At 72.4% G+C, this 20794-nt stretch carries 15 protein-coding genes; 4 read left to right on the top strand and 11 right to left on the bottom strand.

The genetic code is table 11. The features are described from left to right. Nucleotides 1-29: 29 nt before the first annotated feature. The 10 genes from OIE40_RS10635 to OIE40_RS10590 form a co-directional block, all read right to left on the bottom strand. Nucleotides 30-416 carry a hypothetical protein gene (locus OIE40_RS10635; protein WP_264702186.1) on the bottom strand — a complete coding sequence of 129 codons (387 nt, stop codon included), beginning with the start codon at nucleotides 414-416 and terminating at the stop codon, nucleotides 30-32. A gap of 79 nt (nucleotides 417-495) precedes the next feature. Continuing rightward, nucleotides 496-1257 carry an META domain-containing protein gene (locus tag OIE40_RS10630; protein WP_264702184.1) on the bottom strand — a complete coding sequence of 254 codons (762 nt, stop codon included), beginning with the start codon at nucleotides 1255-1257 and terminating at the stop codon, nucleotides 496-498. A 58-nt stretch (nucleotides 1258-1315) separates the two neighbouring features. Then, a complete protein-coding gene (locus OIE40_RS10625; protein ID WP_264702182.1) occupies nucleotides 1316-3625 on the bottom strand; it encodes a transglutaminase-like domain-containing protein in 2310 nt (769 codons plus the stop codon). Beyond that, the gene (locus OIE40_RS10620) at nucleotides 3622-5052 is read right to left on the bottom strand and encodes a DUF58 domain-containing protein (RefSeq protein WP_264702180.1); all 1431 of its coding nucleotides are present in this window, start codon (nucleotides 5050-5052) and stop codon (nucleotides 3622-3624) included. The genes OIE40_RS10625 and OIE40_RS10620 overlap by 4 nt, the downstream gene beginning before the upstream one ends. Nucleotides 5053-5062: 10 nt before the next feature. Then, the gene (locus tag OIE40_RS10615) at nucleotides 5063-6031 is read right to left on the bottom strand and encodes an AAA family ATPase (protein WP_264702179.1); all 969 of its coding nucleotides are present in this window, start codon (nucleotides 6029-6031) and stop codon (nucleotides 5063-5065) included. A gap of 31 nt (nucleotides 6032-6062) precedes the next feature. After that, nucleotides 6063-12179: an Ig-like domain-containing protein gene (locus OIE40_RS10610; RefSeq protein WP_264702178.1), complete on the bottom strand. Its 6117-nt coding sequence runs from the start codon at nucleotides 12177-12179 to the stop codon at nucleotides 6063-6065. A gap of 165 nt (nucleotides 12180-12344) precedes the next feature. Next, nucleotides 12345-13028: an FHA domain-containing protein gene (locus tag OIE40_RS10605; protein ID WP_264702177.1), complete on the bottom strand. Its 684-nt coding sequence runs from the start codon at nucleotides 13026-13028 to the stop codon at nucleotides 12345-12347. Beyond that, nucleotides 13025-14524, bottom strand: coding sequence for a serine/threonine-protein kinase (locus OIE40_RS10600; RefSeq protein ID WP_264702175.1), 1500 nt, complete (start codon nucleotides 14522-14524; stop codon nucleotides 13025-13027). Before OIE40_RS10600 ends, OIE40_RS10605 begins: the two co-directional genes overlap by 4 nt. A 23-nt stretch (nucleotides 14525-14547) precedes the next feature. Beyond that, on the bottom strand, nucleotides 14548-15981 hold the full coding sequence (locus OIE40_RS10595; protein WP_264702173.1) for an FHA domain-containing protein: 1434 nt from the start codon (nucleotides 15979-15981) through the stop codon (nucleotides 14548-14550). Beyond that, nucleotides 15978-16763 (bottom strand): PP2C family protein-serine/threonine phosphatase, encoded by a 786-nt coding sequence (locus OIE40_RS10590; protein ID WP_264702171.1) that lies wholly within the window; start codon nucleotides 16761-16763, stop codon nucleotides 15978-15980. The genes OIE40_RS10595 and OIE40_RS10590 overlap by 4 nt, the downstream gene beginning before the upstream one ends. A gap of 614 nt (nucleotides 16764-17377) precedes the next feature. Here OIE40_RS10590 and OIE40_RS10585 point away from each other — a divergent pair. The 4 genes from OIE40_RS10585 (at nucleotide 17378) to OIE40_RS10570 (ending at nucleotide 20482) form a co-directional block, all read left to right on the top strand. Further along, nucleotides 17378-17971, top strand: a complete 594-nt coding sequence (locus OIE40_RS10585) for a DUF4956 domain-containing protein (protein WP_264702170.1) — start codon at nucleotides 17378-17380, stop codon at nucleotides 17969-17971. 29 nt (nucleotides 17972-18000) lie between these two features. Next, nucleotides 18001-19497 carry a carbohydrate-binding domain-containing protein gene (locus tag OIE40_RS10580; RefSeq protein WP_264702168.1) on the top strand — a complete coding sequence of 499 codons (1497 nt, stop codon included), beginning with the start codon at nucleotides 18001-18003 and terminating at the stop codon, nucleotides 19495-19497. A 183-nt stretch (nucleotides 19498-19680) separates the two neighbouring features. Next, entirely contained in the window at nucleotides 19681-20175 is a 495-nt protein-coding gene (locus tag OIE40_RS10575; RefSeq protein ID WP_264702166.1) for a VOC family protein, read from the top strand. Further along, the gene (locus OIE40_RS10570; RefSeq protein ID WP_264702165.1) at nucleotides 20138-20482 is read left to right on the top strand and encodes a VOC family protein; all 345 of its coding nucleotides are present in this window, start codon (nucleotides 20138-20140) and stop codon (nucleotides 20480-20482) included. Before OIE40_RS10575 ends, OIE40_RS10570 begins: the two co-directional genes overlap by 38 nt. On the opposite strand, the gene OIE40_RS10565 is transcribed toward OIE40_RS10570, so the two are convergent. Beyond that, nucleotides 20460-20738 (bottom strand): hypothetical protein, encoded by a 279-nt coding sequence (locus OIE40_RS10565; protein ID WP_264702163.1) that lies wholly within the window; start codon nucleotides 20736-20738, stop codon nucleotides 20460-20462. The genes OIE40_RS10570 and OIE40_RS10565 overlap by 23 nt on opposite strands. Nucleotides 20739-20794 lie beyond the last annotated feature (56 nt).

The following is a 20794-nucleotide window of genomic DNA, read 5'->3' as shown; positions in this document are numbered from 1 at the left end:
CTGAGAATCACCGACCGGACACCGGCGGGTCAGTCCTTCTTGCCGGTGAGCCGATGCCACAACGCCTGCCATCCGCTCCCGGTCGGCACGGGGGGCGGGGCCGGGGTCGTCCAGCCGGGCCGGAAGGCGGCGCAAGCCGAGCCGGTGGCCCGGTCGCCGGCGGACGCGGACTCGGACGCGGCGCCCTGCCCCGCGCTCCCGGAGGCGTCGGCATCCGGCACGGTGGCGCGCAGCGTGGTGCGCTCGTCCACCTCGCCCGCTTCGAACAGGGCGGTGGGGGTCTCGTCGGTGGTCATCGTCATCGTCTGCTGCAGGATGTCCAGACCCGAGCCATCCATCGGCGCGCCGCACCGCGCGCAATCCGGGGCCTCCAAGGTCTGCTCCAGCCCGCAGACCGGACAGCTCAGAGAGGTCATGACCCTAGTCTGGCCGCTACCCACGCAGCAGTCACGGGGAGCACTCCCCATGCGACACAAGGCCGCGGTCAGCCGGCGGTCAAGTCAGCCCCGTGGAGTCGGTGGCCGTCAGGGTGAGGGTGTCGCCGTCGATGGCGTAGCGGGTGACCGCGCCGAGCAGCGCGAGAACCTTCGTCTCCTGATCACCTTCGTCCTTGTCGGCGCAGGCCATCCGGGTGGACGCCAACGGGCCGATGGTGAGCGAAGGCTCGTCGACACTCACCGGGCCGCGGAAGTTGTTGCACGCCTTGCCACTGACGGCGTCGGAGGTGAAGGTCAGGGTGACCGTGGTGCCGGCCACCGGCGACGACACGCTCTCGCCGTCGATCAGGCCCGACAGCCGCCAGTTGGTGCCGACCAGCGGCTTGGGTTCCTTCTCGGCGGCGCGCTCGAGGCTCAGCACCGCGGTGCCGCCGGAGTCGACCAGTTCGGCGGCCTCGATCGTCCCCCGCACCTGGCTGACGCGGCCCAGCGCACCGGTGAACGCCGCCTCCTGCGCGTTCACCGCCTCGTCGGCGCAGGCCATCGCGGTGACGGCGACCTCGCCGAGGTCGATGCTGCCGCCCGACTGGGTGAAGTCGGCCACGTACCGGTTGCAGCTGGCAAGTCCCGCGACCGTCCCGTCGGTGAAGGTCATCGTGGGCTGTGTCGAGGCGAGGGTGGGGGCGCCGTCGATGTGCGTCACCACCCACGACGTGCCCTCCAGCTCGGGCCCCTGGCCCGTCGGCGTGGCCTGCTGCGGCGCTGCGCAGGCGGTGAGCAGCAGGGCGAGGACCAGCGTCGATAGCCTCCATGGGCGCATGGCACACCTCTCGATCAGGAATCGGCTCTGATCCCGGCAGTGTCAGGTCGATTGTGGCCTAGCCACGGCGCCGCGTCACCAGCGACGCCAGGCTCAACCTGGCCAGGGCGCGCCGCCACCAGGGCAGCTCCCTGATCATCGCGGTGCGGGCCGCCAAGACCTCCCGCCAATAACCGTCGACCCGTTCGGCTCCGATCTCGCCCGCGCCGAAGACGGCGGCGTTCGCCTCGCGGGCCAGCCGGTCGACGTCGTCGCGCCCCACCGCTGCGGACGCCTCGAGCCGCGTCAGCCTCGGGGGTACTTCACGCCCGACGTCGCGGGCGGCGTCCAGCACCTCGTCGAAGCCGCCCGCGATGCGGGTGGACGCCGCACCGCGCGTCCGCCGTCCGTGACTGCGCACCGCCTTCAGCGCCAGGACGCTGCCGGCGAGCAGCGCGAGCAGCGCCAGCGGCGGACCGACCCAGCGCAGCACCGCCCACAGCGCCCGCCAGAACTCCTCGCCCGGGGGCAGTTCGGCGCGCGCCGAGGCCGGGTCGGTGTCGTTCATCTCGTCGTAGGTTCCGGGCGGTGGGACCGGGTTCGGCGGCGGAACGTTCTGCACCGATTCCTGGTCGTTGTTCTGCTGCTGGTTCTGTTCGGGCTTCTTGCTGCGGTCGGGGGTGAACACCGAGGCCGGCACGGTGACCCAGCCCAGGCCGTCCACCGACAACTCCACCCACGCCTGGACGTTCTTGCCGCGCACCTCGCCCCCGGCGGGCACCTCGGCGCCGAACACCACCCGGGCCGGGTAGCCGAGCCGGCTGGCCATCAACGCGAAGGTGGCCGCGTACTGCTCGTCGCTGCCGACGAACTGCGGCGCGGTGACGAACTGGTTGAGCCGGTACTGGCCGTGACCGGGCAGGTACTGCTCCTCGCCCGCACGGGTGCCGTCGCTCCACGCCCCCTGCTGCAGCGCCTTGGCGATGAACGCCAGCTGCGCCCACTGCTCGGCATCGCCGGCGGCCAGCCGCTGCGTCGTCGAGGCCAGGAAGGCCGAGGACGCGTCGTCCTGCCGCTCGCCGTCGCCCGGCGCCGGATAGCCGGCGACCGACGCGTAACCGGTCAGCGGTGCCGAGTCGATCAGCAGCACGTCGCCGGCCTGCAACCGGTCGGGCACGAAGGCCTGGTCGGTGGCCAGGTTGAACCGGTAGTTGTCGCGGTGCCGCTGCGCGGTCTCCCCCTCGAACCCCACCGCGGCGACGCGGCCCAGCGACGGCACCCAGGCGTTCAGCGACTGGTTGCCCGCGTAGCCGTCCAGCACCCGCACGCTGGTGGTCGTGACCCCGGTCAGCGGCGGGTTCGGCACCCGCGCCCCGAGCCGGTCGAAGCCGCTGCCGTCGACGCCGCCCTCGCCCAGGCCGCTCCACGTGGCGCTCGACCAACGGTCGAGCACGGCCAGGCGCAGCAGGGTGCCGGGCTGGACGCCGTCCACCTGCAGCAGCGGGGTGTCCCAGTACAGCTTGAGGTCCCGGCCGGAGAAGGTGCGGAAGCCGACCAGCGGCGACGGGTACGCGCGCACGTCGATGGGCGGTTCCAGTTCGGTGCGCAGCACGGTGCGTTCGGCCGCCACGCCGGGTAGCACCGGTGCCACCGCGGCGCCGCCGAGCAACGCGGCCGCGAGCATGCCCGCCCCGAGCACGAGCTGGGTGCGCCCCGGACGCCCCGAGCCGAGCACCCGGCGCCGGCGCGGGAACCGCACCGCCAGCCAGCCGACACACACCGCCCCCAGCCCGAGCCCCTGCACCACCTGCAGCGGGGCGTCCAGGGTGCCCAGGGCGGTGACCAGGCCGAACAGCAGCAACGGCACCACCAGCGCCGGCCATGGGATGCGGGTGCGGCGCGCCACGCAATGTCCGATCGCGCCGGCCAGCAGGGCCAGCACCAGCGGCAACGCCAGGTAGTCGCCGGCGCCGTCCACCGGCGGCAGCGTGGTGAGGAACTCCATCCAACCGGTCACCAGCAGCACAGCCAGCGTGGTGAGCGAGGACGCCGTGGGCCGGAAGCCGGCCAGCGTCTCGGCGCCGACCGCCAGCGGACCACCGAGCAGGAAGTAGGCCACGCCGGCCATCAGCGCGGCGGCCGCCCACGACCAGCGGTAGGTGACGGCGACGTGCCCGGCGCCGATGCCGACCGCGACGCCGACCGCCGCCACCAGCAGGAAGCGGGGGCCGTCGAAACCGGTGACGAAACCGGCCAGGGCAAGCAGGCAGGCGGCCGCCAGGAACGCGGCATCGACCAGATCGGCGGTGCTGGGACGCAGCAGCTTCAGCTGCGCGGTCAGGGTGCGGCCGGTGGTGCCGGCGCTCGCCTGGGCGTGGATGACCCTCACTGCACCTGCACCCCCTGCAGCACCCGCGGCAGGTCGGACAGGGTGCTGACGGTCAGCATCGCCATGCCGGACGCCTGCCGCAGCGCCATCGTGGAGCCACGGTCGACGGTGACGGCGAAGGTGTGCACCTCGGGAGCCAGGTGGGCACGGGCGCGGGCGAAGTCGGCGAAGCCGGCCCGCGAACCGGACACCAGGATGGCCACGCTGGCGTCTGGGGCGAGCTGCACCAGGCGTCCGGTCGAGCCGGCGAGGCCGCCAGGCCCGAAACCGGCCCGGGAGAAGGTGTCCAACGCCAGCGCCGGGTGCGGCTTCGCGGCGGCGTGCTCGCCCACCACGATGGTCAGATCCATCTCGTCGGCCAGCGCCCGGACGGCCACCGACGCCCCCACCGAGACGGCCAGCTCGAACTCGGCGTCGGAGGCGTAGGCCGCCCCGTCGGCGTCCACCACCACGGCCACGTGCGAACGGCGGGTGTCCAGGAACTGCTTCACCAGGAAGCTGCCCTGACCGGACGCCGCGCTCACCTTCGCCGACGAGCGCCAGTGGATGTAGCGCCGGTCGTCACCGGGCGCGTACTCGCGCAGCGTGTGGAAGGCCAGGTCGCTCATCGACGTGTCGGTGGTGGTGTGCCCCTCCAGGTCGCGCAGCAGGCCGGCGCCCAGCGGTTCCAGCGGCACCCGGCGAGGATGCACGAACAATTCCAGCCGTTCGGTCCAGGTGACCTCGCGGCGGACCAGGCCGAACGGGTCGCCGCGCTGGGTGACCACCGGCCCCAGCTCGATCACGCCGCGGCGCTGGGTGGGGATGATCACCACCTCCTCGTGCGTGGCGCCGCCGCCAAGCCCGGGCAGCGTGAACCGGCCCAGCGCATCCCCGACCGGGAACTCCAGGCCGATCGGCAGCGCCGGCGTCCTCGCCAGGTTGGTGACCCGGACCCGGGCGGCGGACGACTCGCCGACGGTGACCCGCAACGGGTCGGCGTCCAACTCGACCGACAGGTGCATCCGGCCGATGGTGAACAGGCAGGCGATGCCGAAGGCGACCAGCAGGGCGGCCGCGAGCAGGGCCGCCTCGCGCCACCCCCACAGCGCGGCGGACAGCCAGGCGAGGGCGGCCAAGCCCAGCGTCGTCCAGCCGAAGCCGGTCACCGCGGCGAGCACCCCGCCCGCGGCGTCCAGCACGGGCCGCGCCGCGGCCCGGTACGGCTCGGTCCTGTCGCTGAGCCGGCCGAGGTGGGCGGTTGCTGCGCTCCACCAGCCCTGCATCCGTCGGGTGAGCCGGCCGGCACCGGCCGCGTCCGTTCGGGCCGGGTCCGGCACGACCGGCGACGGCGGGACCGCCCCCGGCCCGGCCGGGCTTGGCCGACGCAGGCCCGACCGGCCGCCGGGCTGCGGCGGCTTGGGTCGGGGGCGGGTCTGGTCGGTCATGGCAGGGAGCTCAGCTCACCCGGTCCGCGGGTGCCTCGACCTGAGCGACCAGGTCGTCGATGACCTGCTCGGCTGTCACGCCCGAGAACTGCGCCTCGGCGTTCAGGATCAGCCGGTGGCTCATCACCGGCACCGCCAGGTCCTTGATGTCGTCGGGGATGACGAAGGCGCGGCCCTGCGCGATGGCCCACGTCTTCGCGGCCCGCACGTAGGCCAGGCAGCCGCGCATCGACAACCCGAGCTTCACCCGCCCGTGGCCGCGGGACTGCTCGGCCAGCCGGCTGATGTAGCCGAGGATGGCCGGCTCGACGTGCACCTCGTTGGCGAAGTTCGACATCTGCGCCACCGCGTGCGCGGCGATCACCGGATGCACCTGCGCCGAGCGGTCCCGGTTGGCGGCCTGCGTCATCAACTCGACGGCCACGTCGTGGTCGGGGTAGCCGATCGAACTCTTCATCAGGAAGCGGTCCAGCTGGGCCTCGGGCAGCCGGTAGGTGCCGGCCTGTTCGATCGGGTTCTGGGTGGCGATCACCATGAACGGCCGCCCTACGGTGTGCCGGACGCCGTCGACGGTCACCTTGGACTCCTCCATCACCTCCAGCAGCGCCGACTGGGTCTTCGGCGAGGCCCGGTTGATCTCGTCGGCCAGCACCACGGTGGCGAAGATCGGCCCCTTGTGGAACTCGAAGGTCTGCTTGGCCTGGTCGTAGACGGTCACGCCGATGACGTCGGAGGGCAGCAGGTCGGGAGTGAACTGGATGCGGCTGTGGCTGCCCTGCACGGTGTTGGCGATCGCCTTGGCGAGCTGGGTCTTCCCGGTGCCGGGGTTGTCCTCCAGCAGCAGGTGCCCCTCGCTGAGCATGCAGGTCAGCGCCAGCCGGATGATGTCGCCCTTGCCGCGGATGGCGAGTTCGACGTTGGCCACCAGCTGCTCGAAGGTCTGGTTGAACCACTTCGCCTGCTCGTCGGTGATGCTCATCGCTGCCTCTCTGTCGTCGACCGGGGGTTCGTCATGCCGGCCTGCTGCCGTGCCAGCGGTCCTTGTAGCCGTCGCAGTCGACCTCGATCCAGGCGCTGTCGGGATGGATGCCCCAGTACGCCTGGGTGATCTCCTCGCCGTTGCCCTGATTCCAGTGGGTGCGGAAGGCGCTGCCGTAGCTGTCCCGGACGGTGCAGCTCAGGGTGCCCTGGGCGTTGCTGATCCTGGCCCCCACGTACCGGCAGTGGTTGCTGAAGTCGCAGCCGGCGGGGCTGTTGGTGTTGTACGGCCCCCAGATCAGGGTCACCTTCGGGTCGGGCGGATCGGCCGAGGTGAGGGTGATGTTCTTCGACACCCGCCGTGTGCCGTCGCTGACGGTGACCGTGAAGGTGCGGGTGCGCTGGTACCCGCCCAGGTCGTAGCTGTAGCTGGCGCTCCAGGTGCCGTCGCGCTTGTCGGTGCTGCCCTTGCCGGCGCCGTCGACGCTGACCGAGGCGGCCTTGCCGTTGGGGTTGACGCTGACCCGGAAGCTGACGGTGTGCCCGTCCACCGACCCCTTGGAGAGGACAAGGTTCCTCAGCGGTCCGTAGGCGGTGGCGCCGGCCCCGGCGGAGGCCGCACCGCAGCGCTCCTCGTTGCACACCTGCAGGGTGAACGTGTACGCGGCACCGTCGGCCGGGACGGTGACGTTGCGGTCGAACGCCTGGCCCCGGGCGGACACCTGGAAGCTCGCGACCGCCGAGCCGTTGGCCAGGATGCGCAGCGTGGACTGCTTGCCGCGCGAGTCGGGTGCGGTGCCGGTCACCTTGATGGTCCGGTCGCTGCCGGTGGGGGTGGCCCTCGGGGCCGACGGCCGCTCGGGAACGCCGATCGCCTTCCAGGACGCCTTCGACGTGGCGGTCTTGCCGGCCCCGTTGCGGGCGGTCACCACGTAGCTGTGGGTGGCGCCGTCGTAGGTCACCTTGTCGTCGGTGCAGGCGGTGGCGGAGGTGTTGCTGCAGATCTTCTTGGCGCCGTCGCGGACCAGCGAGAAGGTGAGGTCGCTGGGGCCGTTCTTGTCGGGCAGGTTCCACGCCACCCGCACCGCCGTCGACGCCCCGGTGGCCGTCGCCGGCGCGAACGTGGGCGCCGTCAGCCCGAGCGGCTTGCCGGCGGACTGGCCCTGGACACGTGAGGTCGGGCCGATCGCCAGCTCGTTCTCGGCCGCGAGCGAGATCGAGTAGATCGTGTTGTTGTCCAGGCCGCGGATCACCTGCGAGGTGGCCGAGCCCGAGACGCTGATCCGGCGTCCGTCGACGAGGATGTGGTAGGCCTTCACCGCCGTGCCCTCGAACCTCACCGGTTTCCAGCTGAGGGTCACCGCGTGGTCCTGCGGGTTCGAAACCTTCAGCCCGGACGGCGCGGGCGGCGGCTGGTCGGGGCGGATCCGCTTGCTGGAGTCGCTCCATTCGCCCTGCCCGGCCTTGTTCAGCGCCCGGACCTGGAAGGTGTACCACTGCCCGTTGGTGAGCCCGGTCAGCCGGCAACTGGTCGCGGCGCAGCGGGTGATCCGGCCGCCGTTGTCGCGCACCTCGTAGCCGGTGATCGGCGACCCGTTGGCCGCCGGGGCCGTCCAGCTGAGCGTCTCGGACTTCGACTGCACCTTCGGTCCGGGCCGTGGCGCGGACGGCGCACCGGGGACGCCGTAGACGACCAGGGTGAAGCGCGCGGTGACCTGCCGGTCGGTGCGGGAATGGTCGGCCACGTCGGTGCCGGTCACCTCGAAGACGATCTGCCCGTGCGAGTCGCCGGGCGGGGTGAACGTCACGGTGGTCCCCGAGACGGTGAACGGGGTGTCGGGTCCGCTGACCTGGGTCACCTTCACCACCCCGGGCTTCGCGTCGGCCAGCGGGGAGCTGATCCCGATCGGCACCCGCACCGGGGTGCCCTGCTTGATGTCGCTGTAGGTGCGGCCCTGCAGGCTCGGCAGCGGCGCCTTGGCGACCCGGATGTTCAGGGTCTGAGTCGCTGCCCGCGTGCCCGCGACGCCGATCACCAACTGGCCGCGGGTGCCGGGCTCGGCCGCACCGGACGCGGTCAACTCGACACTGCGTCCGTCCTTCACCTCGACGCCACCGGGAGCGTCGTCGGCCCACTCGGCGGTGTAGCTGAGCCTGTCGGCACCCCCGGCGTCGGCCGTCCACACGTTGCACAGCGTGGTGATGTCGAGGGTGCGGGTGTCGCCGCCGGCCGGCAGCGTGATCGGGTCGTCCGGGCACCGCAGCACCGGGGTGTCGGGCCCGACCTGCACCGGGATGGTCACGTACGAGGTGAGGACGCCCTCGTCGGTGGCCGACTCGCCGTCCATCACCTGCACCGTGACCGCGGCGGGGCCGACGTAGCCCTCGGCGGCGGTGACGGTGAACCTGGTGTCGTCGACGGTCTCGATGGCGACCTTGTCGGCGGGTGAGGCCGTCAGCGTGTCGGCGGTGGTGAGCCTGACCGGCAGGTCGCGCGGCGACATCACGTGGTCGCCGACCGCGACCGTGACGGTGGAGTCCTGGTCGACCTCGATCAGGGCACCCGGTCGCAGCGCCGGCGCGCCACCCCCGGCCGGCGGCACGAAGATCAGCGCCGCACTCTCGGCGCCGCGCTGGTCGGCGACCACGAACGGGATGACCTGCGGGGCACCGGTGACCGGCACGGTGACCGTGCCGCCGTCGACGGTGATGGCCGGGTCGGTGCGCAGCACCCGCGCGGTGAGCAGCTCGTCGCGGCCGTCGGGATCCCACGCCCGTTTCAGCACGTCGACCCGGGCGACGGCGCCGTCGATGACCGCCACCTCGTCGAACACCACCGGCGGATTCTCGTAGCCCTGCTGCGGGGTGATCGTGATGCCGGCGGCGGGCCCGGTGCCGCCGTTGCCGCGCAGCGCGTACTGCAGCAGCAGCGGCTGGCCGTTGTCGGGCGACTGGGCGGTGATGAAGCCGTCGGCGGTGACCTTCACCCCCGCCGGCAGTTGGTCGTTGAGCGGCTCCATCGGGGCGATGCCCACGCTGTCGCCACGGGCGATCAGATCGTTGGCGCGGGCGTCCACCCGGATCACGGCGCCGGGAGCCGCTGTCACGTCGTCGGGGATCGCCACGGCCGGCTGCGGGGCGCCGGGCGGGGTGACGCCCACCCGGACGATGGCGGGCGCCTGCTTGCCGTACCGGTCGGTGACCATGATCGAGAAGGTGTCGGTGCCGACGTTGTCACCGTCGGGGTACGCCTCGTAGGTGACCGAGGTCGGGCTCGAGCCGACCACCCGGCCCAGCGTCGGCGCGGAGCCGATCCCGGCAACGGTCACCGAATCGCCGTCGGGATCCGATGACGCGGTCGGCAACGAGACGGTGATGCGTTGGCCGGCCGCCGCGCGAGCCTCGATGTCGCCGGGCCGCGGGGCGTGGTTGTCGTCGGCGTTCTCGGGCTGCGGTTTGACGGTGACGCCGATCTCGCCCTTGGTGCGTTCGCCGGTGGGCGTCTGCGCGTAGTACTCGATGGTCACCTGGCGGGCGTCGGTCAGGCCGGTGGGGGCGACGTAGCGGACCTGGTTGTCGCTCACCCAGGCCTCGCCGACGTCCGCCGCGGACTCGGAGCCGCCGCCAGCGTCGTACAGCGGCAGGCGGCCGACGGTGTCGCTGCCGACGTTGGTGACCAGTGACAGCCGCGACCCGGCCGGGCTGGTGTCGTTGCTGAGCGCGTTGACCAGCACCGTGTCGCCGTCGCGGACGACCACCCGGTCCTTACGGGTCAGCGGCGTGTCGGAGCCCACGGCGTCCAGTTGGGCGACGATGACGTCACCCTCGGCGCTCTGGAAACCGTTGCTGACCGTGTAATGCACGGTGAACGGGTTGGGGGTGATCCGGCTCGAGCGGGGGGTGATCATCAGCCAGCGGCCGCCGATCACCGACACGTCGACGTCGGCGTCGGTCCGGGTCGACTGCACGGTGAGCAGGCCGCCCTGCGGATCGGCGTCGTTGGCCAGCACGTCGACCCGAACCGGGTTGACGCCCCGGATCGACGCCGAGTCGGGCATGGTCTGCGGGACGAAGCCGGCGGCGTCCTTGGCCACGTCGATGCGGATCTGGCTACGGTCGACGCGGGCCGAGCCGTAGGCCGCGACGTAGTCGAGGAAGTACGGCCCGGGCCGGGTCGCGGTCACCGTGACGAGCCCGGAGCGCTGGTCGGTGCTGACCTTCAGGTTGGCCTTGGCGGCCACGTCGCCGCCGAGCTCGAGCTTGGCGTCGGGGGTGCGCGGGTCGGAGCCAGGCAGGTCGTTGGCCAGCGGACGGATCACGATCGGCTTGCCGACCTGGCCGCGGGCGGTGTCGGGGTTGGCGACCGGCCGGCCGCCGGTCAGCGCCTTGTCGCCCAACACGGTGACCGAGACGCTCTGGCCGACCTCGTTGCCGGGCACGTCGGTGACCCGGTAGCTGAGCCTCTTGCGGACGTCGGCCTGCTGGCCGGGTGCGGTGTACTCCAGCCGGCCGTCGGGGGTGGTGGGCACGGTCTCACCGTCGCCGGTGGCGTCCACGAGCAGCACCGGATCGGATTCGGGGTCGCGCCAGTCACCGAGCGGGGCGATGGTGAGCGTGCCGAACGACGGGACGCTGTAGCTGGGTTTCGTCGCGCCGTCGCGCAGATACGGCTCGCCGTTGACATCGGCGCCCTTGACGTCGATGGTGACCGTCGCCTCGTCGTCGTGGTAGCCGTTGCCGGCGGTGTAGTGGAAACTGAAGTCCTTGGCGTCGGCCGGGGTCGTCACCTTGACCGCCTGGCCGTCGGGGGTCACCTCGACGGTGTAGCCGTCCGGGGCGCCGCTCACCGCGCTGATCATCAGGATGCTGCTGATCGAGTCGGTGTCGTTGTCGAGCGGGTGGACGAGCTGGGTGCGGCCGGCGCGGGCGCCGAAGCGGTCGTCGTTGGCCCGCGGCTGGGCGTCCTTGAGCGCGGGCTTGTCGGAGTTCTCCGGATCGTTGGGGTTCTGGTCGGTCTTGGGCTTGATCTTGTCCCAGTTGTCCAGCCGCAGCTGCTGGTCGAGGTCGAACACCCGGCCGTCGGCGGCGTCGTTGAGCACCAGCGAACCCCGGTTGATCCGGAACACCGGACGCACCAGCGGCTGCGCGCGCGAGGTGACCGCCATGGTGTCCGCAGTGCCCTCGGCACAGGCGCGCACGACGGTGGTGGGCGTCCCGGCCCAGGCGCCGAAGTCGCAGCCGGCCAGCCGGACGGGGGCGGCCGGCGCCGAACCGATGCCCTGGGCGATCTGCGTGCTGATGCCGTCGTCGAGGCCGATCCGCAGCAGCCCCTCGGGCAGCGCCAGCAGGACGCCGGGGGCGTCCGGGCCGCTGAGCTGCAGGCGTCCGCCGGCGGCGGCGGTGACCTGCTTGGTGCTGGCGTCGGGCAGGATCACCAGCCCGAGGGTGTCGTCGTAGACGACCGTGCGGACGCCGACGGCGGCGACCTGCACGGAGCGGACGGTGGTGCCCAGCCTGCCCAGCGTCGGCGCGGCGAACCCGTCGCCGTCGGCGGCGATGGTGACCGTGGTGCCGTTGACGCCGACGGCGTGGACGGTGCCGTCGTCGCCGACCGCCAGCGCCGCCGTCTGGCCGGTGAGCCCGGCCGGCGGCTCGCCGAGCTCGGCGATCGCCGGCAGCGCCGGGTCGAGGCCGCGGATGTCGGCGGTGCGTTGCGCCGGGTCGTAGCGGCCCGCCCAGATCTTGCCGGTGGCGGGGTCGAGGGCCGCGATGGTGCCGCCGCGCAGGTCGACGAGGCTGCCGGGCTTGAGGTTGATCGCCTGATCGGCGGAGTTGGTGACGGCCGAGGAGTCGATCGGCACCAGCGACCCGCCGGCGGCGTCGTACTCGACGGCGGCGCCGCCGTCCTGCAGCACGTCGAGCTCGGCGGCTCCGGCCGCCCCGGGCAGGTCGAGGAAGGCGTCCAGCCCGATCGCCGACTTGTTGATCCGGCCGAAGGACTGTTCGGCATCGTTGGTGACCCAGATTCCCGAGTCGTGCAGGTCGAGCCGGTTCTCGGGATAGCCGACGGAGACGACCGCCAGGCCGGCCACGACACCGAGCACCAGGGTCGCGATCAGGCCCGGCACGAGCCGGGTGATCGTCTCCATGCGCATGCCTCGACCAGTCCCTCGAACAACACGGCCGAGCCCGCAGGGCGGTGCTCGGCGATGACGAACTTCCGCGTCGAGACTAACCGAGCGCTGAGTCACCTCCGAAACCGGGGCATGGGCAGCACTCCCCCGCCGGACCGGAGAACCGTCCCGCGGACCACCTCAGGGCAGCAGGTCGAGATCCTCCACGGTCACGATCCGGGCCGCCATCGCGTACTCGACGAGCCGCGCCTTGCGGCTGGACGCCAGCTTCGTCGGGCCGCCGCGCAGCCCCCGGACGCCGAGGTCGGACAGCTTCTCGCACACGTTGTCGAGCTTGCGGTTGAACTTGGTGACGGTCCAGCCCAGGCGCTGGGCCGCCGCCCCCGATTGCGGCACGTGCCCCGCGCCGCGGTCGCCGCGACGCAGTACGTTCTCGCACAACGCCACGATCAGCAGCTTCTGGTCCGGGGTGAGCTGGACGCGGCCGATCGTCACCGTGCCGTCGGAGGCGGGCACCGCCTCGACCGGCTCGTAGCTGGAGTCGTCCAGGTAGAGGTCGAACTCGTAGGTGGTCGAGCCGGCGGTGAACCACACCACGGTGTGGGCGAACACCAGGGGCAACGCTCCACCCGGCGCGAGCCAGGCCTGCAACCCGCCGTTGCCGTCCGAAACGGTCGCGGTCAGTTGCGACCCGACGTTGGTCAGCCACCACAACCCCTGGCGTTGCGACACCAGCAGGAACACCCGGTGCAGGAAGGCGTTCTCGTCGTCGACCACCACGTCGGCTTCGCGGCCGACGGTCAACTGACCGCCGGGTTCACGCTGGTACAACTCGCCGAGGAAATCCAGCGTCACGGTGCTCATGCCACGCATCCCTTCTCGAAGTCCCGGGTGGTGTCCTGGCCGCTGGCCCGCTTCACCCGCACCCACACGCACACCCGCTCGTCGGTCGGCCGGCCGGTCAGCCGCAGCCTGGGCTCGGCGAGCGGACGGGCCGTCGCCGACTCGGCCAGCTTGTAGAAGAACGTGTCGTCGGGCAACGGGTTGGCGTAGGACCAGCGGAACGTGACCGTCGTGCCGTCCCTCTCGCCGAGGATGGCCGGCGTGCCCGGTGGCGGCACCGTGCTGCCCGGGTCGGGAGGCGGCTCGGAGTGCACCGAGCTCGGCGTCGGCCGCGCCTCGGGCCGGACGCCGCCCACCGCCACCCAGACGCCGACCGCGGCGAGCGCCGCCACGACCGCGCCGGCGATCATCAGCACGCCCCGGCGCGGCACCCGTGGCTCGGGACGCTCCTCGAGCTCGGGATGTTCCAGGGCCGTGCCGGGACGGTGCACGGTCGCGTCCTCGGGCGCATTGACGCCGCGCACGGCGGGGGTGCGCCGCCGGGTGCGCAGGTCCTCCGTGGCCGGGGTGTCGCCGGCCGGCGTCTGCGCCGCCAGCAGCTGCGGACCCTGCATCCTGGTCTCGTCACCCGCACTGCCCGCGGCACTGGGCGCCGCGACGTCCTCGGCCACCACGATGTCGGTGCGTGGCAGCCGCAGCTCCTGCTCGACCACCTGCAACGACCGCGCGAAATCCATCGCGGAGGCCGGTCGCAGGGCCGGATCCTTCGCCATGCCCGCCTTCAGCAGCCGCTCCAGGGACGCCGGGACGTCGGGGCGTCCGGTGTCGGGGACCGGCGAGTCGCGGATGCGCTTCATCAACGCGTAGTGCGAGTTGTCGCGTCCCGGCAGCTCGAACGGCGAGCGGCCGACCAGCAGGTGCCACAGGGTGGCCGCCAGCGAGTACACGTCCGAACGTGCGGACGCCGGCGCGGTCACGTACAGCACTTCGGGCGGCGACCACGGCACCGAGACCCCGGTGTCGCCGTCGTCGTCCTGGCTCGCCTCGGCCGCAATGCCGAAGTCGGTGAGCCCGGGGGTGCCGTACTGGCTGGTCAGCACGTTGGCCGGCTTGATGTCGCGGTGCAGCAGTCCGGCCCGGTGCGCGGTCTCGACCGCCGAGGCCAGCTGAATGCCGATCCGCAGCGCCTCGGGCACCGACAGCCGGTCGGCCCGCACCCGCTCGGCGAGGCTGGCGCGCGGGTAGTACATCATCACCAGGTAGGGCCTGCCGTCGGCGGTGCTGCCGGTGGCGTAGACGGGCACGATGTGCGGGTGCTCCAGTTGCGCCATCGCGTTGGCCTCGGTGCGGAACCGCTGCGCGACGCCACGGCTCAGGCCGGTGTCGCGCAGCACCTTCACCGCGACCCGGCGCGCCGGCAGGGCCTGCTCGTACAGGTAGACGTCGGCGTAGCCACCGGCGCCGAGCCTACGGATGAAGCTCAGACCGGGAATGGCGGGGGCGGGCAGCTCGGTCACGACGGTGTCTGTTCAGTGCTCCATCAGGGGGTGACCTCGAAGGTGAAGCTGAACACCCCGGCCAGGATCACCCGGGTGCCGGGTTCGATCATCATCGGGTCGTTGGGCCTGAGCGTGACCGGGTTCTCGCCGGGCAGCACCACCTGGGTGCCGTTGGTCGAGCCGAGGTCCTTCACCGCCACGTGCCAGTACTCCAGCCGCACCTCGAGATGCTGGCCGGAGATGTCCTTGTCCGGGTCGATCAGCTTGACCAGGTTCGGCTGCTCGCCGCTGGTGCCTGGCGGGATGCGCGGGTTGCGGCCCAGGATGCAGCCACGGTCGAGCACCACGGTGTCGCCGTTGGAGAGCGTCAGCACGCCCAGCGGCGGACGCGGGATCTCCACCGGCTGCTGCGGCGGCAGTGGCTTGCCGCAGACCCGGCACGTGCCGGCGTAGGCGGGGCTCAGGTGCCCGTCCGGGCAGCGGGCGGCCACGACCGTCTGGGTGGCCTCGCCGGGCAACTGATCGCGGCTGATCGTCCGCTCGGACGCCTCCCCGCCCGGCGCTGCGGGAAGGGCCTGGGTGGGCGCGGCGGAAGAGGCGGTGGCGGACGCCGGCGGGGCGGCAGGGTGCGGGACCGACGGCTGCTCGCCGGGCGGCGGCGACGTCCATGGCAGCGAGTCGATGAAGGTCGGCTGCTCGCCCGCAGACGGCGGGGGCGCCGGCAGCGCGTCGAACGGGCTGGTGAACGGCGTCGGCAGCGTGTGCCCGGTGCCGCCCTGGCCCGAATCGCCCTGGTCGGCGGGGCCCTCGGCCGTCGCGGCTGCGCCGCCGGGGGCGAACGGTTCGGCGTCCTGTGCCGTCGGCAGGGCCGGGTTGGGTGCGGCCGTGAGCGGCGCGGCGGCCGGAGCCGGGGCGTCGGTCGCCGTGAGCGGCGCGGCGGCCGGAGCCGGGACGTGGGTCGCGCCGGGCGGCGCCGGCTGGTCGCCCCGAGGCTCGGGCTCGGGGTCTGGACGCGCTGGGGACGATACCGGGGCGGCGAGCCTGGGTACGGCGTTCCCGGACCTGCGGTGCACCTGCCCGGCCAGCACCACGGCCCCGGCGGCCAGCGGCAGGCTGGGCCCGTCCGCGGCGTCCGGGTCGAGCAGGATGAACGCGTCCGCCTGTACGATCCGGTCCGTCCACAAGCCGCGGCCCTCGATGGTCTGCGCGCGGGCCCTGGCCCGGAACCGCCCGCGCACCACCGTGCGCAGGCCCTCGTCGGTGAACTCGGCCAGCGCGAAGCTCTCCACGGCCCGCAGGCCGGGGCTGACCAGCAGTTCCAGCACGTCGTCCAGCCCGGCCGCGGCGTCGCCGGCGAGTTCGTGCAGGCCGGCCACCAGTCCCGCATCGGCCGGCAGGTCGACCAGGGCCGTGACCCGGCCGCCGCAGATCGCCACGACGCTCCCGGGGGTGTAGGAGTACGCATGAGGATTCATCGGGGCTCCGCCTCCAGCACTGTCCGGGGCACGGTGATCTCGTCGCCGTCATCGTCCTCGGCGCCCATCACGTCGACCACCAGCACCGTCACATTGTCCCGCGCCTCACCGTCGAGCACCGCGGCCACCAGGGCGTCGGCGGCCTGCTGCGGGTCGGTGTGGGCGGCGAGCACCTCGGCGATCCGGTCGTCGTCCAGTTCGGAACTCAACCCGTCGGAGCACAGCAGGAAGCGCTCGCCGGGGGTCTGCGGCAACACCCACACATCGGCCGAGGGCGGCGGCCGCATGCCGACCGAGCGGGTGATGATGTGCCGGGCCGGATGGGTGCGGGCCTGCTCTTCGTCGATCAGCCCTTCGGCCAGCAACTCCTCGACCTCGGAGTGATCGACCGTGGCGCGCTGCAACGTGCCACCGGCGTAGCGGTAGACCCGCGAATCCCCCACGTTGAACACCGCCCAGTGCCGGACGCCGCCGACGCTCACCTCGGCCAGCCCGGTGACGGTGGTGCCCATCCCCCGGGCCTCGGCGTGCTCGACTCCGTAGTCGACGATGGCCGCATTGGCCCGTCCGATGGCCGCGCCGACCTGGGCCGGTTTGAGGTCGTCGCCGGCGTCCAACTCGCCCAGCGACTCCACCGCCAGTCGGCTGGCGACATCTCCGGCGGCGTGGCCGCCCATGCCGTCGGCGACCACCCAGACCCGCCGCCCGGCCAGCGTCGAGTCCTCGTTGAGCGAACGGTGGTGTCCCACATCCGTGGACGTGCCGATGCGGACGTTCGGCATGGGCTCCTCCCGGGTCGTCCCGGCCCGCCGGGACGTCCGGCGGGATTGGGCTGTCAGACTACCAACCCCCCTTGTCCGCACGGCAACGGGTGGACCGCGGGCACGGTTCTCGCGGTCTCCCCACCCGGTCGGCCGTTCTCAGCAACGCCGACAGACCGTGGGGACGGTTCTCCCTGGTCCAACCCACCCGGAGCCGGCCGTTCTCAGCAACGCCGACTGCTCTCGGCTACGGGGACTGCTTTCGTGTCACAACACGAGAACAGTGGGGGTTGTCGAGAGCAGTGGGCGTTGCTGAGAACGCGGGATGCCCGAACGGCTCGTGCGGGCAGCCACGAGGGGTCCGAGCGCTCCTGCCGGCGGACCCCGGCGTCCGTATCGACCCGGCGAGCCACCACCGCGTCCGAATGCACCGGCGCTCGGCCGCGCACCGCGGAACGGCCGGACGACCAGCCACGGACGCCTAGCCCAGCACCCCGTCCCTCGCGCAGCGGACCGGACGACGCGCCGGGACACACCGCGCACCCTCACAGAAATGGCACAGCAACCCCAAAGCACACTGCCGGTTCGGCTCCGTAGCGTTCAAGCATCACCAAGCTGAAACCAAAGGGAATGACATGAATCTGCTCAGCCTCGGCATCGACCTGGTCGCCATCATCGTGTTGGCGTTCGGCGTCTACTTCCACCGGTACCGGCGCCGCGAGGTGATGGTCGCGATGATCGGCCTGAACGTGGCGGTACTCGCGGTCGCCGGGGCGCTGGCCGGGGCGTCGGTCGGACTCGGACTCGGCCTGGGCCTGTTCGGCGTGCTGTCGATCATCCGGCTGCGGTCCTCCGAGCTGAGCCACTCCGAGGTGGCGTACTACTTCGTCTCCCTCGCGATGGGGCTGCTGGCCGGCCTCACCTTCGACCCGAGCTGGCTCGGCCAGGCCCTGATCGGCCTGTTGGTCGCAGCGATGTTCCTGGCCGACCATCCGGCCCTGTTCGGCGGCTATCGGCACCAGGTGCTCACCCTCGACCGGGCGATCACCGACGAGAAGGAACTGCAGACCGAGCTGGCCGCGTTGCTCGGCGCCGATATCAAGCAGTTCACCGTCCAGCGCGTCGATCAGGTCCGCGACACGACCGTGGTCGACGTCCGCTACCGGGTACGCAACCCCGCCCCGCTGGCCCGCGACACCGCCACCGCCGACGAAGCCCTGATCGACTGACCACCACCCCGACAACGGAGAAACCCACCATGAAGAACCACCTGACCAACCTCAAGACCTGGCTCGCCGGCGGTCTGGCCGTCGTCACCCTCGGCGTCGCGGGCTGCACCGGTGCCGTCGTGGCCGGCAGCACGGCGTCCAGTTCGAGCAGTGCCACGACGACGACCGGCTCGTCGGGCACCCTGGCGCTGACCGCCAGCCACGACGACGAGGCCGATCACACCTGGGACACCTCCGCCGAGGTGACGATCGACCTGTCCGATCCGAGCGCGACCGACGGGGTCACCGTCTCCGACGGCGTGATCACCATCACCGCCGCCGGCGCCTACCGTCTCTCGGGCACCCTGGCCGACGGCCAGGTCGTCGTCGACACGGAGGACGCCGGCAACGTCTGGCTGATCCTCGACGGCGCCTCGATCACCAACAGCGACGGCTCGGCGCTGGTCATCGACAAGGCCGATCTGGCCCTGATCGTGCTCGAGGACGGCACCACCAACACCCTCGTCGACGGCTCCAGCTACGCCGCGACCGGGGACGACGACCCGAACGCGACGCTGTGGAGCGACCCCGACCTGACCATCTTCGGCGACGGCACCCTGAACGTGACCGGCAACTACAACGACGCCATCACCAGCAAGGACGGCCTGGTCATCGACTCGGGCACGATCAACGTCACCGCGGCGGACGACGGCATCCGCGGCAAGGACTACCTGGTCGTCAACGGCGGCACGATCGAGGTGACCAGCACCGGCGACTCGCTGAAGTCCGACAACGAGGAGGACGCCAGCCTCGGCTACGTGTCGATCACCGACGGCACCGTGACGCTGCACTCCGGCGACGACGGGATCGACGCCTGGACGGCCGCGCTGGTCAGTGGCGGCACCCTCAACGTCGCCGAGTCGGTCGAAGGGTTGGAGGCGAAGACCGTCGGCATCAGCGGCGGCACGGTTACCGTCGTCGCGAGCGACGACGGGCTGAACGCCGACGACTCGGCCTCGACCGCCGGCGACATGGAGTCGCAGGAGGGCACCGTGGTCGACATCTCGGGCGGCGAACTCACCATCACCTCTGACGGCGACGGGATCGACTCCAACGGCGACGTCGTGATGAGCGGCGGCACCGTGACCGTCTACGGGCCAACCGCGGACAACAACGGCGCGCTGGATTCCAACGGCACCTTCACCATCACCGGCGGCACCCTGCTGGCCGGAGGCTCCAGCGGCATGGCGGAGGCCCCCGACACCAGCTCGGCCCAGAAGTCGCTGAAGTTCACAGTGACCGCAGAGGCCGGCGCCACCGTCGAGGTCAAGGACTCCGCGGGCACCACGATCGCCTCCTACACACCGACCCGGCAGATCGGCTCGCTGATGGTATCCACCGCCGACGTGCAGGAGGGTGAGACCTACACCGTCTACGTCAACGGCACCTCGGCCGGCACCACCGACACCTCGCAGGCCGACTCGGGCGGTATGGGCGGCGGTCCCGGTGGCAGTGGCCCGGGCGGGGGCGGCGGCACGCGTCCCTGACCGCAGCGACAGCCAGGGCGCTGGATCGGGTCCCCGCGAAGGGGCACCCGATCCAGCGCTCTGTTCTTCTGGGGTCGAGGCGACCCGAGGTGACGGTCTGGTCGGGCTTTCGCCGGGCGTCCCGGGCCATTCGCCGCGACGGATGATCAGCGCGGGCCGGCAGGTCCCCACTAGCGTTCGCGCATGACCGACACCCGACCGTTCTGGTTGAGCGCCTTCCTCGACCTGCCGGAGGCATCGTTCGACCCGGCGGTCGCCTTCTGGGCCTCGGTGACGGGCTACCCTCGCTCGCCGCTGCGGGGGGAGCACGGCGAGTTCGGCACCCTGGTGCCTGGTGTAGGAGACGACTACCTGCGCGTGCAGCGGGTCGGCGACGCGGTCGGCCGCATCCACCTCGACGTCCACGTCCCCGAGCCGGACGCCGCCGCCGAGCGCGCGATCGGGCTCGGGGCCACCGCGGCGGCCGTCCCGGGCCTGGGCTACCGGGTGATGGCGTCCCCGGCCGGCCTGGTGTTCTGCCTGGTCTCGCACCGCAGCGCCCGGGTGCCACCGCCGATGCGCTGGCCGCAGGGACAGGCCAGCCGGGTCGACCAGGTCGCGCCGGGTCGCGGACCAGGCCGACGAGCGCCTGCGGATCGGGGTGGACCAGGGTCGCGGCGCCCTCGACCTGCCCCGTGACGTGCACGGCGCCGAGGCGGTGTTCTGGTCGGCACTGTTGGGCGCCCCCGTCACCGCCCTGGACGGCGCCGAGTTCAGCGCCATCGACCGACGTCCGGAACTGCCGATGCGGGTGCTGCTGCACCGGCTCGGCGAGGCGCGCGGCCCCGCCCGCATCCATCTCGATCTGGCCACCGACGACCGTCCCGCCGAGGTTGCCCGGCACCTCGGCCTGGGGGCCGTGCAGGTGGTCGAGCACCCGCAGTGGACCGTGCTGCGGGACCGCGCCGGGCTGCTCTACTGCGTCACCGACCGCCGGCCGGCCTGACGCCCGGCTCCGCGTCCCGGCGCCGCAACCGCAGCAGGACGACCGCCGCACCACTCAGCCCGAACACGGTCGGCAGGGTGAACTGCTCCAGCACGTGCGCCGTCCACAGCCGGTCGACCGCCTCGGACGACAGCCCCGTCAACAGCGCCACCAGCAGGAACGACCGCACCACCCCGCGTCGCCTCGCCACCCGGACGCCGGTGCGCACCCCGCGGCCAGGTGCGCCCAGTGAACACCGGCTGCACGGCGTCCTCACCGATCTCGTCGGTGATCCAGGCCTGGATGGCGCCCGAGACGAAGGTGTAGCCGATG

Source organism: Micropruina sonneratiae, from assembly GCF_025972045.1.
Lineage (GTDB): Bacteria > Actinomycetota > Actinomycetes > Propionibacteriales > Propionibacteriaceae > Micropruina > Micropruina sonneratiae.
This window is presented reverse-complemented; position numbering and strand designations above follow the sequence as displayed.